The sequence below is a fragment of the Aeromicrobium stalagmiti genome (assembly GCF_013283745.1).
Lineage (GTDB): Bacteria > Actinomycetota > Actinomycetes > Propionibacteriales > Nocardioidaceae > Aeromicrobium > Aeromicrobium stalagmiti.
The window spans coordinates 158,911-181,935 of record NZ_JABSTZ010000004.1 but is presented as its reverse complement, the minus strand read 5'-3'; the positions used below and the strand labels follow the sequence as shown (position 1 = coordinate 181,935).

Below are 23,025 nucleotides of genomic sequence, written 5' to 3'. Positions count from 1 at the left end.
CGTCCGGGGGTGACGATCATGCAGGGGGCACGCTCGATGATGCGTCTGCGCGTCTTCCTGCCCCTGGTCGTCCTCGCCATGGTCGGCGTCCGCCTGCTCTACCTGGGTGAGCCCGCCGGCCGCGACGAGGCAGGGTTCCTCATCGTCGGCCAGGGCTGGAGCCACGGCGACTCGCTCTACGGCGCGTACTGGGTCGACCGGCCACCGCTGCTGATCTGGATCATGGAGCTCGCCGGGTCCCTCACGACGCTGCGGCTGCTGGGCCTGCTCGCCTGCGTGGTCATGGTGCTCGGCGTGGCCCGCGCCGCCCATCTCGCCGGGGGCGACAGCGCGGCGCGGTGGGCCGGTGCGGCAGCGGCACTCTTCAGCACCGCGCACTGGTTCGGCGTGCCCCGCACCAACGGCGAGATGCTCGCCGCACCATTCGTCGCCTGGGGGTTCGCCCTGGCCGCCCAGGCCATGCTGCGCCCCGGCCGACGCGCCTGGGTGCCGGCGCTGGGCGCCGGGGTCCTCGCCGGGTGCGCCGGGCTGATCAAGCAGACGATCGTCGACGGTCTGGTCTTCGCGGTCGTGCTCGCTGTCGCCGTCGGGTGGCAGGAGCCGAGGCTTCGCCGCCGGGCCGCGACCGTCCTCGCCGCCGGATCCTCCGCTGTCGTCGTGACGCTGGGCATCGGGTTGGCCGCGGCCGCCTCCCGCGGCACCGGCGCGGGCGAGCTGTTCGACGCCCTCGTGACGTTCCGCGCCGACGCCGGTGAGGTCATCCGCACCTCGGCCAGCAGCGCGACGACCGATCGGCTGGTCGTCCTGCTCGCGACCTGGGCCGCCAGCGGACTGGCGTTCATCGCCGCCCTCACGGCGTGGCACGCGCTGCGCCGCCGCGAGCCCGTGGTCCTCGCCACCGTGGCCGTGATCGCCTTCGTCTCCGCAGCGGCGATCCTGGGCGGCAGCTACTGGGCCCACTACCTGTTCCAGCTGGTGCCGGCGTCCGCGCTGGCGGTCGGGCTGCTCGCCGACCGGGTCCGCCCGCGCCTGCGCACGGCGGTCGCGACGTTCACGATCGTCGCCGCGGTCGGCAACCTCGTCTACACGCTGGTGGTGCCGCCCCGCGACGGCACCACGGCCGAGGCGGTCGGAGGGTGGTTGAGACAATCAGGTCAACCGTCCGACACGGCCGTCGTCGCCTACGGCCAGCCCAACGTGCTGAGCAACGCCGAGATGTCGAGCCCCTATCCCTACCTGTGGAGCCTCCCCGTGCGCACCCTCGATCCTGAGCTCAGCGTCCTGTCCGACGTGCTCGCCGGCGCCGACCGGCCGACCTGGTTCGTCGACTGGTCCGGCATCGACTCGTGGGGCATCGCCGATCCCGCGCGCCTGCAGGTCCAGCTGCGGCAGCATTACCGCGAGGTGGCCACGGTGTGCGGGCGCACGATCTGGCTCGACCGCGACGAGCGGCGTGCTCCGGCAGGTCCGGTGGACTGCCCATGACGACCGAGATCGATCGGGACCGCACCACGACACCGTGGAGCTGGCGCGGCCCGGCCCTGCTCGCCTATGCCGTCGCCTTCGGCGCGGGCGTCGTGCTGATCGGTGTGCCGACCGACCCGTTCCAGCTGTTCTTCTGGCTGTGGCTCGCGACCATCGCGTTCAACGTCCGTGCGCCCTGGCGTGCCCACCTGGCCTTCCCGCGCGACTGGTGGCCGGCGTTCGCCCTGCTGGTGCTCTATCTCTACAGCCGCGGGCTGTCCGACGAGATCATCGCGATGCCGGTGCACTGGACCATGCCGATCCGGGTCGACGAGTGGCTCGGCGGCGGCACCCTGCCGACGCAGCGCCTCCAGGACGCCCTGTGCGCGTCGCCGTGCTCCGGCGACACCCCGCCGCGGTGGTACGACGAGGTGCTCACGACGATCTACTTCACGCACTTCGTCGCCGGGCTCACGCTCGCGGTGGTGCTCTGGCTGCGCAGCCGTGCCGCCTGGGTGCCGTGGATGCGTCGCTACGTCGTGATCAACTTCTCCGCGCTCGTGATCTACGTGCTCTACCCGATGGCTCCGCCCTGGCTCGCCGCCCGCGAGGGGTTCATCGCCGGCGCACTCCCCCGCCTGACCGGGCGCGGCTGGGACGATCTCGGCCTCGGCGGGTTCCACGTCGCCCTGGCCAAGGTCGGCAACCCGGTCGCCGCGATGCCCTCGCTGCACGGCGGCCTCGCGATGCTCATCGCGCTCTACGGCATCGCCAGGCTGCGCAGCGCGTGGCGCTGGCTCCTGCTGCTCTATCCCCTGCTGATGGCCGTCGCGCTGGTCTACTACGCCGAGCACTACGTCATCGACATCCTGGCCGGCTGGGCCCTCGCCGGCGCCGTCATGGCCGGGTGCCGCTGGTGGGAGCTCAGGCACCCCGCACCCGACGACGCCACCGCATGACGGCCCAGCGTCGTCGGTGCTCCCAGAAGCCGACGACCAGGAAGGCGCGGTGCCACGCATCGGCCTCCGCGCCCTCGCGGACGAAGGCCAGCCGGCCGTAGACCGCGGCTCGAAAGGCCGACACGACGGTGCGCGGCTCACGGTCGAGCGGGGGCAGCCCGGTGGCCCGTCGGACGTCGACCAGCTCCTCGACGGCCGGCACCCACGAGTTGACGTCGGCCGGGTGGAAGTAGTTGTCGTCGAGCCACTCGGGCGCCGGCGAGCGGAACTCCCCACGGACCAGGTGGTCCGTCGAGGCCAGCAGGCCGCTGCCGACGAGCACCAGGTTGATCTGCTCCCGCCCGACGCCGAAGTCGTCGATCGCCAGGCAGGGCACGTCGGCGGCGACCGCCTCGAGCAGAGCCGTCGAGCTGATCGAGGCCAGGCCCACGGCTCGCCGCAGGTGCCACGCCATCGCACCGCTCTCGACGGCGAGGTTCGGCGGGATCGGCTCCCCCGCCTCGACGAGGTCGTACATGAGGTCCTCGTAGGGCCACTGCTCGACGTGTGTCTGCGGCTCACCCTCCCTGGCGCGCACCTTGATCACGACGCGGAGCTCGGGGTGGGCCCGTGCCGTCTCGATCAGGCGGCGCAGCATCGTGACGCGGTCGGCCCGCGAGGCGGGCACCATGGCCTGCGCCGCGAAGACGATCCGGTCGCGCACGGGGGCCCGGTCAGAGCGTGACCGCACGGCGTCGGTCGCGACGGTGCGCGGCGCCGTGGCGAGGAACGGGATCGTCGCCAGCTCGTAGCGGTGTGGGAGACCCGCGTCAGCGAACTCCCGCAGCTCACGCCGGCTGTGCACCACGAAGACGTCCGCTCCGCGGCGCATGCGCAGGCCCGGCGTGAGCACGGGGATCGACATCCCCGCCAGACCGCTGACGACGACCGGCCGGCTCGGCCCGTCCGGGATCATGCGCAGGACCGTGTCGACGGTGAGGCCGCGCGCTGCCGCCAGCACGACGTCAGGCGCCCACCCCGCGAGGATCTCGGCGAGATCGCCGCGACCGACCACGGCGGCGTCGTCGGGCTCGAAGCGGGTGCCGGCCAGCGCCTCGGCCACCTGGCGCCGGCTCGGCAGCGCGTTGCCCCGCACGACCACGAGCCGCAGCGACCAGTCCTTGGGCATCTGCCCCGCGAGGGCCGCCCCCCACTTGACGTAGGAGTCGGAGTCGGTGACGACGAGCGCCCGCGGCGCCTCGGTCACACCGCGGCCGGGGTGACGTCCGGGACGCGCCTCAAGCGCTTGAGCTGGGCGTGCTCGCCCGGCATGACGCGCTTGACCCCGTCGCCCAGCGCCTTCTCGATGATGCGGATGTCGCGCACCAGGTCGATCAGCGCGTACGGCTCGAGGCTCGAGGCCTGGTCCGATCCCCACATCGACCGGTCGAGCGTGATGTGGCGCTCGACGGCCGTCGCACCGAGGGTCACCGCGGCGACCGAGATCTGCAGGCCACGCTCGTGGCCCGAGTAGCCGATCGGCACCCGGTAGCGGGCCGACAGCACGGGGATCATGTGCAGGTTCGCCTCCTCCGGCGGCAGCGGATAGGTGGAGGTCGCGTGCATGATCACGAGGTTGTCGGTGCCGAGGATCTCGACGGCGCGGTCGATCTGCTCGATCGTGCTCATGCCGGTCGACAGGATGATCGGCTTGCCGGTCTCGGCGAGGGCCTCCAGCAGCGGGAGGTCGGTGACGGACGCCGAGGCGACCTTGTGGGTCGAGACGCCCATGTCCTCGAGGAACTCGACCGAGGGCACGTCCCACGGCGACGCGAACCAGTCGACGCCCTGCGCGTGGGCGTGTGCCGCGATCTCGGCGTACTGCTCGCGCTCGAACTCGACCCGGTAGCGGTAGTCGAGGTAGCTCATCTCGCCCCACGGGGTCTCGCGGCGGGTCGACTTCATGTCCGACGGCGTCGAGATCGCCGGCGTCCGCTTCTGGAACTTCACCGCCTGCGCTCCCGCGATCGCCGCGACGTCGATCAGCTTCTTGGCGACGTCGACATCTCCGTTGTGGTTGATGCCGATCTCGCCGATGACGTAGGTGGGGCGGCCGTGTCCGACGATCTCGTCGCCGATCTGAACCCATTCACTCATGGTCATGCCCTTCTGTGGTGGTGCGGTGGCTGACGGTGGGTGCTGCATGGTGGCCGGCGAGCACGCGGTCGGCGAGCTCCCGGACCGCTCCGTCGCCACCTCGGCGACGAAGCACGATGAGGGACGCCCGCCGGGCGTCGGAGTGGGCATCGGCGACGACGACGGGCCAGCCGACCGCCCGCAGGCACGCGACGTCGTTGACGTCGTTGCCCAGGAACGCGATGTCGGCCAGCGCCACCCCCTGCGCCTCGGCCCAGGAGGTCAGGACCCGCAGCTTGTCGTCGCAGCCCGACACGACGTCGACGCCGAGCTTCGCGGCACGGGCGCGGACGACGTCGTTGGTCTCGGACGACAGGATCAGGAACGGGATGCCTGCCCGACGCAGCCGGGCCACGCCCATGCCGTCCGACCGGTTGACCTCGACCGACTCGACGCCGTGCTGGTCGACCGTGACCCGGTCGTCGGTGTGGACGCCGTCGAAGTCGGTGACGACCGCCCGCGCGGGGATCGCCGATGCCGGTGGCCGCAGGATGCTCTCGCGTCGGGCGTGGATCATCTCGGCCAGGGCGAGGTCCGCCTCGCTGTCGATCTCGAGCGCGTCGGACGGGTCGACCTCGACGACGCGCAGGCGTCCGAAGAAGCGGTGACCGTGGGCGACGAACCCGCTCGTCCGCATCACGTAGAACGCGCCGGTCTCGGCCAGCTCGGGCTCGCGGTCCTGGCGCCGCTCGCGTCGAGCGGCCCGGTGGTTGACGCCTTCGAGTCCCTCGGGCCCGTGGCGCCACAGGTGGACGTGCGACGCGACGGCGCTGAAGGCGACGTCGCACTCCCCCGAGCGCACCATCGCGACGGCCCGGTCGATGTCACCGGGTCGGATGAACGGGCTGGTGGCCTGCACGAACACCGTGACCTCCGGGACGACGCCGTGCGAGGCGAGGTGGGCCAGGGCGTGCTCGACGGCCGACTCCGACGACGCCTCGTCGCCCGACAGCCGTGCCGGTCGGTCGATCGTGAGGGCGCCGGCCCGGCAGGCGGCCGCGGCGATCTCCGGGTCGTCGGTGGAGACGAACACCGCGCCCACCGTCGCCGACTCCAGGAGCGTCCGGACCGCCCGGGCGACGAGCGGCTGGTCGCCGAGGGGCCGCAGGTTCTTGCGGTGCACCCCCTTCGAGCCGCCGCGGGCGGGGATCACCGCGCAGACCGTCGTCGAGGTCGAGACCACCGGCACGGGGCGGGTGGGGGCCAGGTCCTGGCTCACGATCTCCTCCAGGTGGTCATCGACGGGTGGGGCGCTGTTCGATCGACGCTAGGAAGGGTCGACGACCCCCGGGTGAACGTGCACCCTCGGATCCGCGAACGTCACCGGACGTCCGGGGGCCTCCGGCGTCGTGCGCGACCGTGCCGCGACACCGTGACGAACCGGTGGCCAACAGTCCGTGAACCGTGCTGCCGGGCGGGCCCGGCCGCCGTCACGCGGGGCTACCGTGCCAAGCGTGTCCCCTCGCTCCGCCCTGCTCATCGCTGCGTTCGACTCCCAGCTCAAGTGGTGCGCCGGGATCCGCGACGAGCTGGAGTCGCGCGGCTTCTCCTGCCGGGTCGTCGTGCCTGACACCCGCTCGGCGTTGTCCGCGCGACAGATCCGCGACGCGGGGTTCGACGGCGTCGAGCACGTCGACTGGAGCACCCTCGTGGCCTCGGCGATCGACAGCGACGTCGTCGTGTGCTCGCTGGCCGGGCCCATGACCCATCGCCTGAGCGTCGACCTGGCTCGTGCACTGCCCGACGGGGCCGTAGGTCCGGTGCTCGTCTCCGGCTGGGTCGGCATCATCATCGAGAAGATCACCGCGGGCTACCTCGACCGTTCCGGGACCGACGTCGTCGCGGTCAACTCGTCCACCGACCTCGAGCACTTCCGCCGCACGGCCGACGCGCTCGGCATGCCCGCCGACAACCTGGTCCTCAGCGGGCTCCCCTTCCTCTCAGCCGATCCCGCGCCGCAGCGCGAGGGACCCATCGTGTCGGTGCTGTTCGCCGACCAGCCGACCGTCCCGCGCGAGCCTGCCGAGCGGCTGCACGTCTATCGCCGGCTCATCGCCTACGCGCGCCGCCACCCCGAGCGCAACGTCGTCCTGAAGCCACGCCACCGACCGGGCGAGGACACGTTCCACCGCATGGCGCACCACCCCGAGGACCTCCTCGCCGGGGAGGACCGCCCGGCCGGCTTCCGGATCGACTACACGCCGATCGCCGAGGTGCTGCCCCGCACCGACCTGATGCTCACGATGTCGTCGACCGCGTGCCTCGAGGCCGTCGACCACGGCTGCCGCGTGGCCCTCGTGCTCGACCTCGGGGTGCACGAGCGCTACGGCAACCACGTCTTCCTCGACAGCGGTCTCCTGCGCAGCTTCGACCAGATCGACGCAGACGACATCGGGACGCCCGCGCCGGCCTGGCACGACAGCTACTTCGGCGATCGGGACCGTCCGTCGAAGCGGGTCGTCGTCGACCGCGTCGAGGCCCTGCTCGCGTCGGGCGAGCGACCCTCGAGGAGGGTCTGGGAGAGCGCACCCTTCCGCGCGTCGATCGACCTCGCCGACGCCCGCAAGGCCGACCAGCACCCGTGGATGTCAGCCGCGTGGAGCCGTCGGGTGCGACGCCACGGACCCCTCGCCGGAACGGCTGCGTACGGGGCGAGCCTGGCCCTGCCTCCGGCCGTCACGATCACGGCGCGGCGACTGGCGCGGACGTGGCGTACCTGACATGCCGTCTCCAACGGATCAACGATAATCTTCTCGCACCTCGTCAGGTGACGGGCGACGTTCGGGGAAGGAACCCACCCATGGCATCTGAAGATCTGATCCGCGAAGCGCAGGACCCGTCCACCTCAGCCGCGCGCCTCGCGGAGCTGGCGCAGGTCGACCGAGGCCTCTGGCCCGCGATCGTCGTCCACCCCGCGGCCTACCCCGGCCTGCTCGACTGGCTCGGCCAGCAGGGCGACGCCACCGTCAATGCCGTGCTCGCCCTCCGCTCGGGCTCGGCCGCCACACCCACCCCCACCGAGGTCATCCCGACCATCTCGCCCGCAGCCACTGAGCAGCCGACGGCGCAGCAGCCTGCCGCCGAGCCGGTGGCCGAGACTCCCGTTGCCGAGCCGGTTGCAGAGACACCCGTCGCTGAGACCCCTGTCGCTGAAACCCCTGTCGCCTCCCCCGTGGCCGAGCCCGTCGCGCAGCCGGTGACCGAGACCCAGCCGATCCAGCCCGTCGAGCCGGCGCAGCCCCAGCCGGTGCAGCCGGTCTACCCGACCGTCGAGGCCCCCGCCGCCGCTGCCCCCGTGGCTGCTGCAGCGGCCGCACCCACCTACGGCGCCGTCCCCCCGACCGGCGAGCAGCCGGCAGCGCTGGCCACGCCCGGTGGCGAGGGAGGCGACGGCAGCAAGAAGAACTTCTGGGTCCTGGCCGGCATGGTCGCGGTCGTCCTGGTCCTGATCGGCGGAGCGGCGTTCGGCGCCACGAAGGTCTTCGGCGGAGACGACGACGGCGACAAGGACGAGGCCTCGTCCTCGCAGACCACCGACGCCGAGGACGAGCCCAGCGACCTGCCCACCGAGGAGCCCACCGAGGACGTTCCCGACCTCGGCTCGGGCTCGGGCAGCGAGTTCTGCGACGAGTTCCAGGACCTGCAGACCGAGACCCTCGACTCGATGGGCGACATCGGCGCGGGCAGCGACCTGGGCGAGCTGTCCGACTCCCTCGGCAAGCTCGCATCGGCCTACGACGACCTCGAGGGCAAGGCCCCCAGCGAGATCAAGTCGGAGGTCGGCGTCATGGCCGAATACTTCGACACCTTCAAGGACCCGACCAAGGTCGACCCGTCCGACATCAGCGGCAAGATCACCGAGTTCAGCGATGCCGCCCAGAAGGTGTCGCAGTACTACGTCTCCAGCTGCCTGTAGATCCCACCCCGGGCCCCCGCTGTCGACGAGTCGTCGGCCGCGGGGGCCCGGTCATGTTCGGGCTGGCAGGATGGACCGATGAGCAGCGAGCCATCTTCCTCCGCCGGCACGGGCCGACGCCCCGGCCGCCTGTCACGTGACCTGATCGCTGAGACGACCCTGGAGATCATCGACGAGCAGGGCGTCGGCGCGGCCTCGATGCGCGCGATCGCCTCGCGCCTGGGCGTCGAGGCGATGTCGCTCTACAAGCACTTCTCGACCCGCGACGTGCTGCTCGACGCCGTCGTCGACCGGATCGTGCAGGAGCTCGACCAGGACCCTGAGGTCCACCGCGACGCGACCGACGGCTGGCGCGACTACCTGGCCCGCCTCGCGCGTGGCGTCCGCCGCTACGCCCTGGCCCACCCCCATGCCTTTCCCCTCGTGACGACCCGGCCGGCCGAGGCGCCCTGGGTCAACCCCCCGCTGCGGTCGCTCGCGTGGATCGAGTCGATGCTGTCGACCCTCAGCTCGGAGGGGTTCGACGACGACGAGGTCCTGTTCGCCTACCGCTCGTTCAACAGCTTCCTGCTGGGCTACCTGCTGATGGAGTCGGGCGCCCACACCCTGCGCGACCCCCAGGAGGGCGACGGCTCGTTCGCCCCGTCCGGCAGCAACGACCCGGTGCCCGGCGGCCTCAGCCCCACCCGCACCGACGAGGAGGCCGCCGAGATCGCCGATGCGGAGACGACCGCCGAGAAGATCGACCCGCAGGACGACATCGAGGTCGCCGACTACCCCACGATCCACCGCCTGGCCGCGGGCCTCGCCGAGGACCACTTCGGCGAGGAGTTCGACCGTGCCCTCGACGAGATGCTCGACGGCATCGCCGGCCGACTGGCCTGAGAGGCAGATCACAGCGGCTCGACGTGCATCTCGCGGCTTACAGCGTAATCTCGTAGTAGGGCTTACGCCGTAAGCCAACCGACGGGAGTCGGTCGTCATCACCGAGAGGATCCATCATGGGAATCGTCGACAAGGCCAAGAACGCTGCTGAGAAGGTCGTCGGAGAGGTCAAGGAGGCCGTGGGTGACGCCACGGACAACAAGGACCTGCAGGCCGAGGGCAAGAAGGACCAGACCAAGGCTGACGTCAAGAACGTCGGCGAGGACGTCAAGGACGTCTTCAAGAAGTAGTCTCTTTTCGCCCGTGTCACCGACGACTCGGTGACACGGGCGACGTCGAGGCCATCCCCCACCATCTGAGACCGCTGACAGGAAACCGCATGAGCACGCCCGATCCGCACGTTCCCCCCGCCGAGCCGACCGTGACCGCGCCGCAGGCCGACCCCGACGCGTCCGACGCCGCTCCGGAGCAGCACGATGCGGCGACGCGCCCGCATGCCGGTCTGACGAGTCGCGGGCGGGTCAAGCGCACCCGTGCCAGCGGCCTGTGGGTCGGGCTGGTGAGCGCGGCAGTGCTCGCGATCATCTTCCTCGTCTTCATCGCGCAGAACTCCGAGAAGGTGACGATCCACTTCCTGACCTTCGACGGCGAGCTGTCGCTCGCGATTGCCCTGCTGCTCTCGGCGGTCATCGGTGCGATCGTGGTCGCGGTGCCCGGCATCGTCCGGATCGGCCAGCTCCGCCGCGCGCTGCGCAAGAACGCCAAGGGCTGACTGCCCCCGGCCGACCTGAGCTGAGCTCCGAGCGCCTCGATCTCTCGCGAGATCGAGGCGCTCGACTGTTGTGGAAACTGCTGTGATCGCAGAAGGTTCGTGTCAGTGGTGGCCCCTAGAGTTGAAGCATGTTCGAAGCAGTGCCGACTGGTCGCCTCCTCGACGAGGTGCGCGCGCACGACTTCGCCGGTGAGCCGACTCTGGAGGTCGACGCGGTCCGGGTCGATGCGATCCGTGAGCTCGACCGCACCATCCGTGCCGCGCAGGCCGAGCAGGTCCGCCAGGTCGCGGAGCTGCACCGCGAACGGGCCCGCAAGATGGGCCTGGGTCACGGTGACCCGACCCTGTCGGTGATCGGTGAGGTGTCGATGGCAAGGACGATCGGGCCGACGGCTGCGGGCACGCAGGTCGAGCTGGCTCTGGGCATGACCCGGTTGCCGAAGGTGTTCGCGCTCTTCGAAGCCGGTCTGATCAGTGAGGCCACCGCACGGGCAGTCGCCCGGGAGACCCAGTCCTTGCACGTCGATGACGACGTGGTCGCTGATGGGGAGATCGCCGCGAAGATCACCGGCATGACCACCGCACAGGCCCGGGACGCCGCAGCCCGGGTCGTGATCGGGATCGATGCTGACGCCGCCCACGAACGCGCCCGCCGCAACCGTGCTGACGCCCGGGTCACCCTGCACCCCGACACCGACGGCATCGCCCACCTGCGGGTCCGGGGACCTGCCGAGCAGATCGTCGCCGCCCACCGGGCCCTCGACGACTGGGCCACCGGACTCAGATCCACCGGAGACCCCCGATCCCGCGGGCAGATCATGACCGGCACCCTCGTCGAACGCGTCACCGGACAAGCATTCGCCGACGACGTCGCCGTCGAGATCAACCTCGTCCTCGACGCCAAGACCCTCGTCGCCGGCGGTGACACACCCGTCGAGCTCGACGGCTACGGACCCATCAGCCCTGACGTCGCCGACGAGATCATTGCCAAAGCCCGCACCGCGTCCATCCGCCGCCTGTTCGTCGACCCAGTCGACGGCACACTCCTCGTCCGCGAACCCCGCCGGCGGCGTTTCACCCGCAGCACCTCAGCCCACATCCGCACCCGCGACCGCCGCTGCCGCCAACCCGGCTGCGACGCCAAGATCCGCCACGACGACCACATCCACGCCCACGAGCACGGCGGCCTCTCCGTCGCCGACAACGGTCAAGGGCTCTGCATCAGGTCCCACACCATCAAGCACCAACCCGGCTGGACCATCACCACCACCGGCAACACCACCACCTGGAACACCCCCACCGGCCACCAATACCCGTCAACCCCACCACCCGTCCTCCCCGGACGAGACCCCGGCCACCAACGCCAATAACGGCGGGCCAACAGCTAGCTGCCGCCACCGATCGCCGCGGGGCCGTCCTCGCGTCGGATGTCGATGATGTGCCCCGTCTGCTGCGACAGGAGCACGTCGAGCGACTGGCGCGCGACCTCCATCGAGCTGAGCAGCGTGCCCTCGGGCTCCTCGCCGAACGCCTTGGTGCGCATCGGCGTGCCCGTGCGCTCGGGGTTGACGCAGTTGACCCGCACCTCGCCGGCCCACTCGTCGGCGAGCGCCTGGGTGAGGTTGACGACGGCTGCCTTGGCCGAGGAGTAGAGCGAGTAGCCGCCGCGCCCGCGGGTGTAGGACGACGACGTGAACAGCAGGAGCGAGCCCGACGCGTTGGCCAGGTGGGGATAGAACTCCTGCGCGATGAAGATCGGCGCGAGGTAGTTGATCTCGGTCGCGGCGAAGATCGTCTCCTCTGACGTGTCGGCCAGGTCCTCGATGACCAGCACACCCGCGGTGTTGACGACGAAGTCGATCGACTCGGTCTCCTTCAGCACCGCCTGGGCGGCGGCCGCGATGTCCTCGCGGCGGTCGACGTGGGTGTTGGTCGACGACCGCGAGAACGTGTGGACGTTGGCACCGAAGCCCCGCGCCAGCTCGGCGATGTCGCCGCCGATGCCGTAGGACCCGCCGAACACCACCATCGTCTTGCCGGCCAGCGCCTGGCGGTACTGGTCGTCGGTGAGTGCCTCCGGCGTGTCGGCGGAGTGCAGCTGGAAGAGCTTGTCGGCGATGTAGACGTCGATCGGCTCGGTGACCTTCATGTTGCGCTCGTGGCCCATGACGACCGCGATCGGCACGTCGGGCAGGTAGCGGAGCACCACGGTGCAGTCGTCGGTCGCGGTGAAGCCGGGATCCTTCCACGCCAGCTCGTAGGCCTGACGGATCACCGAGAGGCGGAACGCCTGCGGGGTCTGACCGCGGCGGAGCAGATGGCGCTGCAGCACGTCCTCGATCGTCTCGGTCTCGCCGGCCGGCGTGTCGTGGACCTGCACGATCGTGTCGGCCGACGGGATGGCGGTGTCGACCGCCTCGTGCGTCGCGAGCGCAGCGACGACGTCGCCGATGATGGTCTGCGACACGAGCGGGCGCACCGCGTCGTGGAAGAGGACGTTGCACTCCTCGGTGCCGAGCGCCTCGAGCGCCCGGCTCGTCGACTCGTTGCGGGTCTGGCCGCCCTCGACGATCTGCGAGACCTTGTCGTAGCCGCCGTTCTGGACGATGGCGCGCACCGGGTCGAGATGACCGGGCGTCATCAGGATGACGATCTCGTCGATCAGCGACGACGCCTGGAAGGCGGCGATCGTGTGCTCGATGATCGTCTTGCCGGCGATCTTGATGAGCTGTTTGGGGATCGACAGGCCGACCCGGGTCCCGGTGCCACCAGCGAGGATGACGGCCACGTTGCGCAGTTCAGTCACCCGACGAGGTTACCGTCCGTACGACCTCAGGACGCCCCCGGTCGCATGACCGCCTCGGTCTGCTGCGACTTCCACACCCGGAAGCCCTCCTCCGTCGCGCCCCGGCGCCAGTAGGCCGACACCGAGAGGTCGCCACGAGCCACCCCGCGCTCGTTCAACGCATAGGGGCGGACGCTCTTGAGCAGCGCCGACTCGCCGTGGATGAACGCCTGGACGCGCCCCTGCGGCCACGACCACGCTCGCACGGCGTCGTCGAGCAGCGTCGTGGTGCCCGGCGCGGCGTCGCCCCGGTGCAGCCAGTGCACGTCGAGGTCGGCATCGGTGCGCAGCGGGATCTCGTCGTCGGGCCCGTGCACCTCGACGAAGGCGACGGCGCGGGCCCCTGCGGGCAACGAGTGGACCGAGGCCGCGATCGCCGGCAGACCGGCCTCGTCGCCGACGAAGAGCACCCAGTCGGCGGACGGATCGGGGCGGTAGCCGCCATTGGGTCCGCGCAGGTGGATCACGTCACCCGGCTGCGCCGCAGCCGCCCACGGGCCGGCGACGCCTTCGTCACCGTGCACCACGAAGTCGATCGCGAGCTGCTGCTCGTCGGTGTCGACCCAGCGGACCGTGTAGGTCCGCAGCACCGGCCACGCCTCCTGCGGCATCGTCTCCTTGACGACGTCGAGGTCGAGCGGGTCCGGATAGTCGAAGCCGTCAGCGAGGAAGACGAGCTTGACGTACTCGTCGGTGAAGGGCTCGCGCATCGCGTCGTGGTTGGCGAGGAAGTCGGCGAAACCATCGCCCCCGAGCACCACCCGGAGCAGCGTCGGAGCGACCGTCTCGGTGCGGACGACGGTCAGTCGGGCGGGAAGATTCTTGCTCATCGGTCTGGCCTCACCTGTGTAGCCTACTGACGTGACCCACGGCATCGACATGTCCCAGTTCGACCCCTCCACCCGCGTCCAGGACGACCTGTTCCGCCACGTGAACGGACCGTGGCTCGACTCCACCGAGATCAAGCCGGACCGCGCGACCGCCGGGTCGTTCGTGACGCTCGTCGACGAGGCCGAGGCCAAGGTCCGCGAGATCATCGAGACCGCGAGCCAGGACCCTCAGGACGACGAGCAGCGCAAGATCGGCGATCTCTACGCCAGCTTCATGGACGAGGACCGCATCGAGGCGCTGGGCGCCGCGCCACTGGGCGCCGAGCTCGCCCAGGTCGACGCCATCAGCGACATCCCGTCCTTCGTCGAGGTGCTGGGCGTGCTCGACCGTCAAGGGGTGGGCAGCGTCTTCGGCATGTACATCGCACCCGACCGCGGCAACCCCGACCGCTACATCACCCACCTCAGCCAGGGCGGGATCGGCCTGCCCGACGAGTCCTACTACCGCGAGGACGAGTCCGCCGCCATCCGCGAGGCGTACGTCGCGCACCTCACGACGCTGCTCGGCCTGGCGGGCCTCGACGACGCCGCCGGTCGCGCGGCCCGCATCATGGACCTCGAGACCCGCCTCGCCACGTTCCACTGGGACCGCGTCGCCTGCCGCGACGCCCAGAAGACCTACAACCTGCTGGCCGTCGACGGCCTGCAGTCGCTGGCCCCGTCGTTCGACTGGGCGTCCTGGTCCGACGGCGCACAGGTGCCGGCGCAGGTCATCGCCGAGGTCGTCGTCTCGCAGCCGTCCTTCCTCGAGGGCCTCGAGACCCTGCTGGTCGAGGCCGAGCTCGACGCGTGGAAGGACTGGCTGCGCTGGCAGGTCGTCCACAGCGCCTCCCCCTACCTGTCGTCTGACTTCGTCAACGCCAACTTCGAGTTCTACGGCCGCACCCTCAGCGGCACCGACGAGCTGCGTCCCCGCTGGAAGCGCGGAGTCGGGTTCGTCGAGGGCGCCATGGGCGAGGCCGTCGGCAAGATCTACGTGCGCACCGAGTTCCCGCCGGCGTCCAAGGAGCGGATGACCGAGCTGATCGACAACCTGCTCGAGGCCTATCGCCAGAGCATCTCGGCGCTGCCGTGGATGAGCGACGACACCAAGAAGCGCGCCCACGACAAGCTCGACTCGTTCAACCCCAAGATCGGCCACCCCGAGGCGTTCAAGGACTACGAGGCCCTCCAGACCGCTCCCGACGACCTGCTCGGCAACGTCCGCCGCGCGATCGCCGTCGCGACCGATCGCGAGCTCGCCAAGATCGGTGCGCCGATCGACCGCGACGAGTGGTACATGACGCCGCAGACCGTCAATGCCTACTACAACCCGACCATGAACGAGATCGTCTTCCCGGCAGCGATCCTGCAGCCCCCCTTCTTCCACGCCGACGCCGACGACGCCGTCAACTACGGCGCGATCGGCGCCGTCATCGGCCACGAGATCGGCCACGGCTTCGACGACCAGGGCTCCCAGTACGACGGCACCGGTGCGCTCAGCAACTGGTGGACCGACGACGACCGCACCTCGTTCGAGCAGCTGACCTCGGCGCTCGTCGCCCAGTACGACGCGCTCTCCCCCGCCGGGGCCGACGGCAAGCCGGTCAACGGATCACTCACGATCGGCGAGAACATCGGCGACCTCGGCGGGCTCGGCATCGCCCACCAGGCGTTCCGCCTGACGCAGCCGGCCGCCGACCCGATCGACGGGCTCACCCCCGACCAGCGGTTCTTCATCTCCTGGGCCCAGGCCTGGCAGTCCAAGGTCCGCCCGGCCGAGACCGTTCGCCGGCTCACCGTCGACCCGCACTCCCCGCCGGAGTTCCGCTGCAACCAGGTCGTGCGCAACATCGATGCGTTCTACGCAGCGTTCGACGTCACGGCCGACGACGACCTGTGGCTGGAGCCGGAGGCGAGAGTCACCATTTGGTAAGCGGGGCGGCTCCGCCGCCTCGCGGCTCCTTCGTCGCCGCTCTCCGCAGCTCGCTGGCGCTCGCTGCGGCCGCTTGTCCATCGCTCGCTGCGCTCGCTCGGACCTGGGGTCACGGCGCGGGGTGCTTGTTCTTTGCTCGCTGCGCTCGCTCGGACCTGGGGTGACGGCGCGGGGTGCCTTCCTTCTCGGTGGTCGAGTGCGCCCGAGGGACGAGGGCGTGTATCGAGACCACTGCACTAGATTGCTCGGGTGACCTCAGCGGCGATCGACCCCGTCCAGCGCAGGATTGTTGCGGTCCTCGTCCTCGTCCAGGTCATCGGGGGCGTCGGCAACGGGGCGGGCCTCGCCGTCGGCGCGCTGCTCATCAAGGACATCACCGGGTCGTCCGGCTGGTCGGGCATGGCCGTCGTCATGCTCACGCTGGGTGCGGCCGCCTTCACGATCCCGCTCTCCTCCATCGCGGCCCGGGCCGGACGTCGCCCCGCCCTCACCCTCGGCTGGCTCGCCGGCGCCGCCGGTGCCGCCGTCTCGGTCGTCGGCGCCGAGCTCGAGTCCCTGCCCGTCACGCTGCTCGGCCTGGTCATGTTCGGCGGCAGCACGGCCGCCAACCTGCAGTCGCGTTTCGCCGCCGTCGACCGGGCCGAGCCGAGCCAGATCGGACGCTCGCTGTCGATCGTCGTGTGGTCCACGACCGTGGGGGCCGTCATCGGCCCCAACCTCACCGGCCCGGGCGCGTCCTTCGCCGATGCCGTCGGCGTGCCCGACCTCGCCGGGCCGATGATCTTCTCCGCGGTGGGCTTCGGCGTCGCAGGGCTGCTGACGCTGGCCCTGTTGCGCCCCGATCCCCTGGTGCACGCGGCCGGTGCAGCACCGGCGCCCCGTGGCATCCGGGCCGCCCTCCCCTACGCCCGCGGACGCACGCTCACCGCGATCTGGGCGATCGCCTCGTCCCACGCAGTGATGGTCGCCGTCATGGCCCTGACGCCCGTCCACATGGAGGACCACGGAGCAGCCCTCAAGGTGATCGGCCTGACGATCAGCCTCCACATTGCGGGGATGTTCGCCCTGTCCCCCGTGATGGGCTGGCTCAGCGACTCCTGGGGGCACGACCGCACGATCCTGCTCGGGCAGTCCGTCCTCGTCCTCGCGGTGTTCGTCGCCGGCACGTCGGGCAGCTCCGAGGTGCAGATCACGATCGGGCTCACCCTGCTGGGCATCGGCTGGTCGGCCTCGGTCATCGCCGGCGCCGCCAAGCTGACCGCCTCGCTCGACGTGGCCACCCGGCCGCTGGTGCAGGGGTTGTCTGACCTCACGATGAACCTCGCCGGTGCCCTCGGCGGCCTGCTGGCCGGTCTGGTGGTCGCCATCAGCGGCTTCGGCACGCTCAACGCCGCAGCCGCCGTCCTGACGATCCCCGTCGTGGTGCTGATCCTCTCGGGGCGCCGGGTCGCCGCCCGGATCGCCTGAGGCCCTACGACACCGACGCGACGGTCGGGGTCGGGGTCGGCCGCGCGACCGGCTTCGACGTCCACTTGAACTGTCCGCCGGCTCCGACGATCTTGACGCTGGCGACGGCGATCCTCTGGCCGTCGCTCTCCCGGCGCACGCTGCACCGGAACGTCGTGCCGATGGCCTCGTCGACCTTCTTCGGGCAGCGAGCCTTCAGCGGGAAGCCGGCCTGGGCCTCGAGACGCCGGTCGATGTTGGCCACGATGCCGCTGGTCGACATCAGGACGACCTTCTCGACCTTCGGCGGTGTGGCTTCCTGCTCCTTCTCGGCCGAGCGCGTCGTGAAGAAGAAGATCACCGCGGCGATGATCGCCACGACCGAGAGTCCGAGCAGGATGTTGATGAGCACCTTCACGGGTGGGAGCCTATCGCCACGTCAGCGCCGGAACACGGTCGCCCGCACCCAGTCGACGGCCGGCCACCACGTCCGGTCGAGCACGGCCGCGATCGCGTCCTGCACGTCGTACGACCGCAGCGCGAGCCAGTCGCCGACCGGCGCGCCGCGCTCGCGCACCCACTCGTCGAGCCGCTCGTAGGTCTCGGTCGACACGAACAGGCCGGCGAGCGCGATGTAGGCCAACGAGCTCCAGGGTAGCGCCAGCAGCACGGCCAGGACGACGTTGACGGCGATCGCGGCCGCGAGGACGATCCGGCGCGTGATCGGGTTGAGCAGCAGTGGCGCGAAGAACAGCTGGGTCAGCAGCACGGCGTAGGTGAGGATCGCGAGCAGCACCGAGCTGGACGACACGGCGTCCGAGAGCCATGGATAGGGACGGAACTCCGGCAGCTGCATCGTGGAGTAGAGCGCCGTGCCCCGCTGCCAGATGTCCTGCGAGACCTTGTCGAGGCCACCGGCGGTGAACAGCAGGACCGTCTGCGTCATGAGGCCGATCAGGCCGACGTGGTGCAGCCCGGACGACAACCACCCCGGCAGCACCTGCTCACCGTCCCACGCCTGCCGCATCGCGCTGGCCGATCCGGACGACGAGGCGACCCGCAGCTCGCGGCGTCGAGCGTCGAGCGACCAGTGCTCCGCGGTGCGCATGAGCAGCAGCCACAGCAGCGTGATGCGCACGAGGTTGTCGCCCTCGTCACCGACCACGGGGTTCTGGGCCACGACGGCGATGAAGCCGATCAGCGTCACGACGTTGGCGGCCTTGGTGTGCCAGCCAAGCGCCAGCGCGACGGTGCTGAGCATCGTGACGACGTAGAAGAGCGTGAGGACGTCACCGCTGACGCCGTCGAGCAGGGCGAGCTCGGGGAACTGGCTCAGGGCGCGGGCCGGCTCGGCCCAGACCGACCCCTGCCCGACCCACACCTCCCGGCTCGTGAAGTTCGAGACGAGCAGCCCCAGGACGGACAGCGCCGTGCCGATGCGGCAGAGCGCAGCGCCGTACAGTGCGCGGGGCTCCGCGAGCAGCCAGTCCTCGGCTGCACCCGTCCACCGCCGCGGAGCCACGGTCAGTCGCTGTGCCAGGTCGATCACGCGCTCACTTCCCCACGTAGTCATCGAATGCGGTCTGTGCTTCGAACGACGCGTCGTAGCCGCGCCGGAAGCCGAACCGGAAGTAGTTGAAGTCCTTGTCACGGACCGTCGTCGTGCCACGATCGGCCGCGGGCGGCACGGTGCGGCGCCCCACGAGGTACTGCACCTTCAGGATGCGCCCGTCGAAGCGGGCCTTGGCATACATCGAGGCAAACCGCGTGGCCATGACGTCGTAGGCGACGTAGGTCTCGACCGCCCCCAGACGGTCGTTGCCGGCACCGAGCAGGCGCGGGCCCAGCTGGGCGATCGGCTCCCGGGTGTAGGACTCACGCACCAGAGCGCGCTGCTTGGCGTTGAGCCCGTACATCGCGCCGTTGAGGTTGGTCGCCAGCTTGCGGGCCATCAGGTGGGCGCGGGCCGGGTCGACGTCGTGACGCAGCGAGTCGTCCTCGACTGCCGTCACGTCGACCCACTCGCTCATCGTGATCTTCCCCGTCTCGTCGTCCTTGACCTGGGCCCGGAGGCTGAACGACTCGTCGACGAACTGCGCGTTGGGCGCCAGTTCGCTCCACGACTGCTCGAAGTACGGGTTGACGTACGTCGTCAGGTTCTTGCTGCCGAACAGGCTACGGACCGGGCTCTGGGGCGACAGCCAGAAGGCGATCACGACCGAGTGGGCGACCGCCGCCAGCGCCAGCAGGACGACGAGACGCCGCTGCCACGGCCGGGGAGCAGACGGCTCCGCGCTGGTCACCGACATGATCTCCATCCTAGACGGGCCCGGGCACACCGCTGCCGGTGACCGAGACGGTCACCGGCAGCGATGGGTGGTGCTGGGTCGATCAGGATGCCAGCTGGCGACGCTTCTCGTTGAGGAGAACCGCTCCACCGAACATCACCAGGGCCAGGCCCAGGAACATGAACGGCATCAGGTTGCGCGGCGCACCGGCGTCCGGCAGGGCCTGCGTCACGTCGGCATCGGACTGCGCGTCGGCGTCGGCCACCGCGTCGGCGTTGGCGTCAGCGTCGGCATCTGCATCTGCGTCAGCGTCGGCATCTGCATCAGCGTCGGCATCCGCGTCGACATCGACGTCGACGTCTGCATCGGCGTCGACATCAGCGTCGGCATCCGCGTCAGCGTTGGTGTCGGCGTCGTCCGCCACGTCGTTGACGCGGTTGGGGCCGACGTGGACACGAGCCAGGTCGAGCGTGTTGGTGCCGAGCAGCGTCAGGCTCAGCGCCGTGACGTCGAGCTCGCCGGCGGCCGGACCCTCGACCTGCTTGTTGACCGTTCCGCTGACGACCGGCTCCAGCAGGTCGGCGACGGCGGTCAGCAGCTGCGGCTCGAGGGCATCGAGCAGCGGGCCCACGAGCTGGGCGTTGAGGCCGTTGAGCAGCGGGTTGAGGCCGCTCAGGGCGCCACCGAGGCTCTGCGTCAGCGTGTCGGTCAGGCCGAGGATGATGCCGTCGACCAGGTCCTGCGGCGCGCCGATCAGGAGGTTGGAGTTGGGCGCGGTGCCGGCGGTGACCGGAACCTTGATCTGCTGTCCACCGAGGTCGACGACGATGTTGATGTCGGCCACGGTGCTGGTGCCCTCGGCGTCGCCGGGGGTGGCGCTGGCCTCTGCGTTGACGGCGCCGATCTCCAGCGACAGCGGCAGAGCGTCGTCAAGGCCGCCGAGGACGCTGTTCAGCGTGTCGTCGAGGATCGTGGTGACCGGCTCGAGGATCGTCAGCAGCAGCTCCTTCAGCACGCCGCCGGCGAGGTCGCCGACCACGCCGTCGAGGATCGTGCCGGTGTCGATCTCGGTGAGGTCGATGACCAGGTCGCTGAGGTCGAGCGTCGACTGCAGGTCGAGAGCGGCGATCGGGGCGACGCTCGCGTCAGCGGCCGAGACGCCGTTGTCGCCGTCGAGGCCAGCGGTCGCGTTCTGCGAGTACGCGTCGATGGAGTTGGTGTTGAGTCCCTCACCGCACGTCCCCGTGGGGGTACCGGTCGGGAACTCTGCCTCGCAGGAGCCTCCGTCGAGGATGCTGAACAGGCCCGTGCCCTTGACGGCGCTGGCCGAGGACTGTGCCACGGGCTCGTCGGCACCATTGGCCGAGAATGACAGGCCGGCGGTGACGATCAACGTCGCCAGGCCGGCTGCCAGGGAGTTCTTGGCAAGTTTGTTCTTCATCGAAGAAGACTCCTTGATGTGTTTGATAGTGGGCACGCAAAAGACATGCACCACTGACGGCGTTCGCAGATGGGAGTCTGCTGCGCGTCAGTCTAACCACATTCTCAGGTTTGCGAGACACACCGTCCGATTCGTGACGTCTGGGGAGGCGTGTTGTGGGTCACACCTTCGAGGCGATGCGCGACGATCTTTTTTCGCGGCGATGCCGGACCCACGCCGCAGCGCGGCGCCACGACTCGTCACTGACGAGGATCATGTCGACCGCGATCATCACGAGCGAGAAGTACAAGATGCCCATGAAGATGCCGATGCCCAGGTGCATGCCCGTGATGAGCACCAGCGCCGCGAGACGGGTGGGGCGGTAGACCAGGAGCACCGGGAAGAACAGCTGCACCACGATCGCGAGGTACGTCGCGCTGCTGATGACCAGGCTCTGGGAGTAGATCGGCTGCAGCCAGTCGTTCCACGGCGAGTAGGCGTCGGTCTGCAGCGGGAAGTAGACCGCGGTGCCGTTCTTCCAGGTCTCGCTCTGCAGCTTCCAGAAGGCCGAGCCGACGTAGACCATCACGACCTGGTGGATGATCAGGATCGTCGCGAGGTTGTGCAGCGTCGCCGACACCCAGATCGGCACGATCGGACGGATCTCGCCGCGGCGGGTGCGCAGACGGGCGTCGACCGACCAGCGGAGCCCCGCATCGGTGAAGCACAGGTAGAGCAGCACCATGCGCAGCACGGCGTCGCCGCCGGACCCCACGAACGGGTTGGCCACGTAGAGCGACATCCAGAGGAAGAGCGTCACGATCGCCGAGGCGCGGCTGCGGTAGCCCACCATCAGCAGCACGCCGAAGACGATGGTCAGCAGGTAGACCAGGTCGAAGGCCATGCCGTCGATCTGGCCGAAGAGCCCGAGGAACGACGGCCAGGCCTTCCCGCCCCGGACCGGCTCGGTCCAACCGGAACCGTCACCCCACGTGTAGTGGCGGTCGACCCAGTTGACGACGAGCTGGCTCGCGACGATGAATCCCAGGATCATCCGGGTCACGGCGAGGCCGTACGTCGAGTGCTTCTCCAGGCTCAGCCACCCGATCGCGCGATCGATCATCGGTGCCTCCGGTCGAACGACGCGACAGCGCGCTGCTCGCGCGCACTTCCGGGGGTCGGGACGCGCCAGCCGCTGTCGCGGAGCGTCGGGTCGGGTCGGGCTGCTTCCCGCTCCGCCTCGGAGCCCGAGCGCGCCGCATAGGGCGTCACGGGCCACGACCGCACGCGGTAGCGCACCGCGGTGACGTCGATGTCGGGCCACCGTGACGCGAGCACGTCGGTCGCCAGACGTGCGGTGGCGCGCTCGTAGAGGAGGTAGGAGCCGACCCGGAATCGGCTCGCTCCCCCCTCCAGCAGCTTCGCCTCGAACGCCGACCAGCTGGGCGGCTTCGCCTCGTCGGTGCCGTCGGCCACGGCGCGCTGGGCGACGCCCAGGCCTCGGTAGCGCTGGCCCAGGGGGCCGTAGAGCTTGTTGGTGACGTATCCCGCGCGTCCACCGACGAGCCGGTGGTGGATCAGGTCGAGCTCGACCGCTGTCCAGTCGACCCACGGGGTCCGGCGCAGGGTGCCGTCGTCGGCGACGTAGGAGCCCTGGAAGAGCATCTCCCGGTCCTGCGACACCGGCGCCGGCGCGAAGAGACGCCAGTTCTGCGCGAAGTAGGGGTCCAGATAGGCGGTCCGCGGGGCCGCCGCGTCGCTGTAGCGATTGGGCGGGAGCGCCGCCAAGGTCACCGCGACGAGCTGCACGGCCGCGATCGCCACGACCACCGCGATGAAGATCGCTCGTATCGACACCCGGGGCACGCCGACACCGTACCAACCGTCGCGTGGGGCGCCCGGCTCGCTGACGGCCCCCACGACGACGAAAGCCCCTCCCGGTCCGGGAGGGGCTTTCGTCGTGCTGCGGTGTGGAGCATAGGAGATTCGAACTCCTGACCTCTTCCATGCCATGGAAGCGCGCTACCAACTGCGCCAATGCCCCGCTTCG

The 23,025-nt window shown here is 70.3% G+C and carries 21 protein-coding genes and 1 tRNA gene; 10 read left to right on the top strand and 12 right to left on the bottom strand.

Translation table 11 applies throughout. The annotated features are described in order from the left end of the window. Positions 1-9: 9 nt before the first annotated feature. Positions 10-1,485 (top strand): glycosyltransferase family protein, encoded by a 1,476-nt coding sequence (locus HQK15_RS15615; protein WP_173492427.1) that lies wholly within the window; start codon positions 10-12, stop codon positions 1,483-1,485. After that, the gene (locus HQK15_RS15610; RefSeq protein WP_173492426.1) at positions 1,482-2,423 is read left to right on the top strand and encodes a phosphatase PAP2 family protein; all 942 of its coding nucleotides are present in this window, start codon (positions 1,482-1,484) and stop codon (positions 2,421-2,423) included. Before HQK15_RS15615 ends, HQK15_RS15610 begins: the two co-directional genes overlap by 4 nt. Here the strand turns inward: HQK15_RS15610 and HQK15_RS15605 are convergent. The 3 genes from HQK15_RS15605 to HQK15_RS15595 are packed head-to-tail and all read right to left on the bottom strand — an operon-like array spanning position 2,389 to position 5,817. Then, the gene (locus HQK15_RS15605; protein ID WP_173492425.1) at positions 2,389-3,669 is read right to left on the bottom strand and encodes a DUF6716 putative glycosyltransferase; all 1,281 of its coding nucleotides are present in this window, start codon (positions 3,667-3,669) and stop codon (positions 2,389-2,391) included. The genes HQK15_RS15610 and HQK15_RS15605 overlap by 35 nt on opposite strands. Next, positions 3,666-4,559 carry an N-acetylneuraminate synthase family protein gene (locus tag HQK15_RS15600; RefSeq protein ID WP_173492424.1) on the bottom strand — a complete coding sequence of 298 codons (894 nt, stop codon included), beginning with the start codon at positions 4,557-4,559 and terminating at the stop codon, positions 3,666-3,668. Before HQK15_RS15600 ends, HQK15_RS15605 begins: the two co-directional genes overlap by 4 nt. Next, on the bottom strand, positions 4,552-5,817 hold the full coding sequence (locus HQK15_RS15595; RefSeq protein ID WP_367649213.1) for a cytidylyltransferase domain-containing protein: 1,266 nt from the start codon (positions 5,815-5,817) through the stop codon (positions 4,552-4,554). Before HQK15_RS15595 ends, HQK15_RS15600 begins: the two co-directional genes overlap by 8 nt. Positions 5,818-6,052: 235 nt before the next feature. Here HQK15_RS15595 and HQK15_RS15590 point away from each other — a divergent pair, with 235 nt between their 5' ends. The 6 genes from HQK15_RS15590 to HQK15_RS15565 all read left to right on the top strand — a co-directional run bounded on the left by HQK15_RS15590 (position 6,053) and on the right by HQK15_RS15565 (position 11,541). Next, positions 6,053-7,318: a DUF6716 putative glycosyltransferase gene (locus HQK15_RS15590; protein ID WP_217361752.1), complete on the top strand. Its 1,266-nt coding sequence runs from the start codon at positions 6,053-6,055 to the stop codon at positions 7,316-7,318. An 80-nt stretch (positions 7,319-7,398) separates the two neighbouring features. Continuing rightward, the gene (locus tag HQK15_RS15585) at positions 7,399-8,514 is read left to right on the top strand and encodes a variant leucine-rich repeat-containing protein (protein ID WP_173492423.1); all 1,116 of its coding nucleotides are present in this window, start codon (positions 7,399-7,401) and stop codon (positions 8,512-8,514) included. Between the two features lie 78 nt (positions 8,515-8,592). Beyond that, positions 8,593-9,399: a TetR/AcrR family transcriptional regulator gene (locus HQK15_RS15580; RefSeq protein ID WP_173492422.1), complete on the top strand. Its 807-nt coding sequence runs from the start codon at positions 8,593-8,595 to the stop codon at positions 9,397-9,399. Positions 9,400-9,515: 116 nt separating this feature from the next. Then, positions 9,516-9,689: a CsbD family protein gene (locus HQK15_RS15575; RefSeq protein ID WP_173492421.1), complete on the top strand. Its 174-nt coding sequence runs from the start codon at positions 9,516-9,518 to the stop codon at positions 9,687-9,689. An 89-nt stretch (positions 9,690-9,778) separates the two neighbouring features. Then, positions 9,779-10,171 (top strand): LapA family protein, encoded by a 393-nt coding sequence (locus tag HQK15_RS15570; RefSeq protein WP_173492420.1) that lies wholly within the window; start codon positions 9,779-9,781, stop codon positions 10,169-10,171. Between the two features lie 128 nt (positions 10,172-10,299). After that, positions 10,300-11,541: an HNH endonuclease signature motif containing protein gene (locus HQK15_RS15565; protein ID WP_173492419.1), complete on the top strand. Its 1,242-nt coding sequence runs from the start codon at positions 10,300-10,302 to the stop codon at positions 11,539-11,541. 14 nt (positions 11,542-11,555) lie between these two features. On the opposite strand, the gene HQK15_RS15560 is transcribed toward HQK15_RS15565, so the two are convergent. Together HQK15_RS15560 and HQK15_RS15555 are read right to left on the bottom strand one after the other, a co-directional pair. Continuing rightward, entirely contained in the window at positions 11,556-12,977 is a 1,422-nt protein-coding gene (locus tag HQK15_RS15560; RefSeq protein ID WP_173492418.1) for an SDR family NAD(P)-dependent oxidoreductase, read from the bottom strand. 26 nt (positions 12,978-13,003) lie between these two features. Next, complete coding sequence (locus HQK15_RS15555) at positions 13,004-13,846, bottom strand: siderophore-interacting protein (protein ID WP_173492417.1); 843 nt, start codon at positions 13,844-13,846, stop codon at positions 13,004-13,006. A gap of 49 nt (positions 13,847-13,895) precedes the next feature. Here HQK15_RS15555 and HQK15_RS15550 point away from each other — a divergent pair, with 49 nt between their 5' ends. Both HQK15_RS15550 and HQK15_RS19170 read left to right on the top strand, forming a co-directional pair. Further along, a complete protein-coding gene (locus HQK15_RS15550; protein ID WP_173492585.1) occupies positions 13,896-15,821 on the top strand; it encodes a M13 family metallopeptidase in 1,926 nt (641 codons plus the stop codon). A gap of 249 nt (positions 15,822-16,070) precedes the next feature. Next, entirely contained in the window at positions 16,071-17,288 is a 1,218-nt protein-coding gene (locus HQK15_RS19170; RefSeq protein ID WP_173492416.1) for an MFS transporter, read from the top strand. Positions 17,289-17,292: 4 nt separating this feature from the next. Here the strand turns inward: HQK15_RS19170 and HQK15_RS15540 are convergent, their stop codons facing one another. The 7 genes from HQK15_RS15540 to HQK15_RS15510 form a co-directional block, all read right to left on the bottom strand. Continuing rightward, positions 17,293-17,685: a hypothetical protein gene (locus tag HQK15_RS15540; protein ID WP_173492415.1), complete on the bottom strand. Its 393-nt coding sequence runs from the start codon at positions 17,683-17,685 to the stop codon at positions 17,293-17,295. A 21-nt stretch (positions 17,686-17,706) separates the two neighbouring features. Further along, entirely contained in the window at positions 17,707-18,816 is a 1,110-nt protein-coding gene (locus HQK15_RS15535; protein WP_173492414.1) for an HTTM domain-containing protein, read from the bottom strand. Positions 18,817-18,820: 4 nt separating this feature from the next. Next, entirely contained in the window at positions 18,821-19,576 is a 756-nt protein-coding gene (locus HQK15_RS15530; protein ID WP_173492413.1) for a DUF5819 family protein, read from the bottom strand. A gap of 82 nt (positions 19,577-19,658) precedes the next feature. After that, positions 19,659-20,996 carry a hypothetical protein gene (locus tag HQK15_RS18315; protein WP_217361751.1) on the bottom strand — a complete coding sequence of 446 codons (1,338 nt, stop codon included), beginning with the start codon at positions 20,994-20,996 and terminating at the stop codon, positions 19,659-19,661. Between the two features lie 160 nt (positions 20,997-21,156). Further along, entirely contained in the window at positions 21,157-22,098 is a 942-nt protein-coding gene (locus HQK15_RS15520; RefSeq protein ID WP_173492412.1) for an HTTM domain-containing protein, read from the bottom strand. Next, on the bottom strand, positions 22,095-22,841 hold the full coding sequence (locus HQK15_RS15515) for a DUF5819 family protein (protein WP_173492411.1): 747 nt from the start codon (positions 22,839-22,841) through the stop codon (positions 22,095-22,097). Before HQK15_RS15515 ends, HQK15_RS15520 begins: the two co-directional genes overlap by 4 nt. A 105-nt stretch (positions 22,842-22,946) precedes the next feature. Then, positions 22,947-23,019: transfer RNA gene (locus HQK15_RS15510), tRNA-Ala, on the bottom strand. Between the last annotated feature and the right edge of the window lie 6 nt (positions 23,020-23,025).

Coding starts and splice junctions, on each gene's coding strand:
- HQK15_RS15575 (WP_173492421.1), top strand. CDS start 9,516: ATGGGAATCGTCGACAAGGCCAAGAACGCTGCTGAGAAGGTCGTCGGA.
- HQK15_RS15580 (WP_173492422.1), top strand. CDS start 8,593: ATGAGCAGCGAGCCATCTTCCTCCGCCGGCACGGGCCGACGCCCCGGC.
- HQK15_RS15565 (WP_173492419.1), top strand. CDS start 10,300: ATGTTCGAAGCAGTGCCGACTGGTCGCCTCCTCGACGAGGTGCGCGCG.
- HQK15_RS15600 (WP_173492424.1), bottom strand. CDS start 4,559: ATGAGTGAATGGGTTCAGATCGGCGACGAGATCGTCGGACACGGCCGC.
- HQK15_RS18315 (WP_217361751.1), bottom strand. CDS start 20,996: ATGAAGAACAAACTTGCCAAGAACTCCCTGGCAGCCGGCCTGGCGACG.
- HQK15_RS15550 (WP_173492585.1), top strand. CDS start 13,896: ATGTCCCAGTTCGACCCCTCCACCCGCGTCCAGGACGACCTGTTCCGC.
- HQK15_RS15570 (WP_173492420.1), top strand. CDS start 9,779: ATGAGCACGCCCGATCCGCACGTTCCCCCCGCCGAGCCGACCGTGACC.
- HQK15_RS15585 (WP_173492423.1), top strand. CDS start 7,399: ATGGCATCTGAAGATCTGATCCGCGAAGCGCAGGACCCGTCCACCTCA.
- HQK15_RS15610 (WP_173492426.1), top strand. CDS start 1,482: ATGACGACCGAGATCGATCGGGACCGCACCACGACACCGTGGAGCTGG.
- HQK15_RS15520 (WP_173492412.1), bottom strand. CDS start 22,098: ATGATCGATCGCGCGATCGGGTGGCTGAGCCTGGAGAAGCACTCGACG.
- HQK15_RS15555 (WP_173492417.1), bottom strand. CDS start 13,846: ATGAGCAAGAATCTTCCCGCCCGACTGACCGTCGTCCGCACCGAGACG.
- HQK15_RS15530 (WP_173492413.1), bottom strand. CDS start 19,576: ATGTCGGTGACCAGCGCGGAGCCGTCTGCTCCCCGGCCGTGGCAGCGG.